At 54.9% G+C, this 1,896-nt stretch carries 1 protein-coding gene; it reads left to right on the forward strand.

Features of this window, described 5'->3' with window-relative positions; genetic code table 11:
- Positions 1-168: 168 nt before the first annotated feature.
- On the forward strand, positions 169-1,818 hold the full coding sequence (locus ACTZWY_RS19665) for an IS1634 family transposase (protein WP_444792399.1): 1,650 nt from the start codon (positions 169-171) through the stop codon (positions 1,816-1,818).
- Positions 1,819-1,896 lie beyond the last annotated feature (78 nt).

Raw genomic sequence — 1,896 nt, forward strand, 5'->3', positions numbered from 1 at the left:
CCCAAGTTCGGCAAAATATTTGGGATTTGGCATGGGCTGGTGTTGCTTGGCCTCGTAATTTCAATGGGTTAGGGTTTGCGAGGGGCTGGGTTTCTAGCGGTCCTGTTGTGGCACGCGAATAAGACTTATGCCTTGCTTTAATGGTTAATATTTCGGTAATATTGTGGCATGTATGCCAGAATTACATCATCCGGCGGTCGCCGCTACTTGCAACTTGTCGAGGGCTATCGAACCGAGGACGGTAAGGTTCGCCAGCGCACGATTGCCACCATCGGGCGTATCGATGAGCTGAAAGGTGGGTCTCTGGATGCTCTGATCAATGGATTGAACAGGGCGGTTGGACGCGCCGATGTTCAGACGGGTGCCGTCGAGGCCGATAGTGCTCTGTCTTATGGTGACGTGTTTGCCCTCCATGAAATATGGAAGGACCTGGGATTTGATCGCGCCCTACAGCGCTCCCTGCGCTCGGGGAAGCGAAAGATTGATGTTGAAGCGCTTGTTCGCGCGATGGTTTTCAATCGACTTTGCGCGCCTGACAGCAAGTTGGGCGTGCTGCGCTGGCTGGAAACTGTCGCCATGCCCGCAATGCCGTCGAGGGTTGAACACTACCACCTCCTACGCGCCATGGATGCGCTGATGGACAATGTGGACAGGGTGGAAGACGAGCTCGCAAAGCAGATCCGACCCTTAGTGGATCATGACCTGACGATGGTCTTCTACGATCTGACCACAGTGCGCATTCATGGTGAGACAAAACTGGAAGATGATTTGCGCGCCTTTGGCATGAACAAGGAGAAAGGCGGTGTTGCGCGCCAGTTTGTTCTGGGCGTGGTGCAGACAGCTGAAGGCCTGCCACTCATGCACACAGTCCATCCAGGCAATGTGTCCGAGACAAAAACCCTACAGGGTATGCTCGCCACAGTGTTGGCGCGCTTCCCCATCCAGCGCATCATTCTGGTGGCGGATCGGGGCCTGCTCAGCCTAGATAATATTCATCACCTGACAGAAATCGCTGACCTGGGCGGGCGCAAGCTGGAGTTCATCCTGGCCGTCCCAGCACGGCGTTACAGCGATTTGGTCAAAACCTTCCAGGACTTCGATTTCAGCGACGGTAACGGGCTGCGCGAGGCCAGCTTTGAAGGACATCGCCTGATTGTCGCGTATGATGCCAAGCGCGCTCTTGAGCAAGGTGAAAGCCGACAGGCGCGGATTGCTGAGTTGGAGGCCATGGGCAACGCCATGGTCGCAAAGCTCGATAGACAAGATGAAGGAAAGCCTGCAAAGGGCCGGAAGGCATCCGACCGCGGCGCCTACAGCCGCTTTGTCCGCGCTGTTGCCGACGCAGAGCTCACCCGTTTTGTCAAAGCGGACTTCCAAGCAGAGCGCTTCAGTTGGACAGTGGATGAGGACGCTATCGCACAGGCCGCCCTGTTTGACGGCAAACTGGTCCTGCTGACCAATGTTCCTGAGATAAAGCCGGAAGAAACTGTCAAGAAATACAAGGAATTAAGCGATATTGAACGCGGGTTTCGCGTGCTTAAATCCGATATCGAGATCGCGCCTGTCCACCATCGGCTGCCAGATCGCATCCGCGCCCATGCCTTGATCTGCTTTCTGGCCCTCGTGCTCTACCGCGTCATGCGCATGCGCTTGAAGGCCAAGGGGAGCAGTGTAAGCCCAAAAACTGCGCTGGAAATCCTCGCCAAGGTCCAACAATTCACCGCCTATATAGGCGAGAAGCCATTCACTGGAATCACTCGAACTAAGCCGGAGCAACTGTCCCTCTTCGAAGCACTCGACGTCTCAAAACCTGCGTAAAACGCGTCATGTTGTGGCAATTTCAGAAATCGCTGCAAACGAAATCAATGACTTAGCGTTTTTTCTGCTGAACTTGGG

Source organism: Roseinatronobacter sp. NSM, from assembly GCF_052379845.1.
Lineage (GTDB): Bacteria > Pseudomonadota > Alphaproteobacteria > Rhodobacterales > Rhodobacteraceae > Roseinatronobacter.

Bases quoted from the DNA above. Each gene is read 5' to 3' on its own strand.
- ACTZWY_RS19665 (WP_444792399.1), top strand. From the start codon at position 169: ATGTATGCCAGAATTACATCATCCGGCGGTCGCCGCTACTTGCAACTT.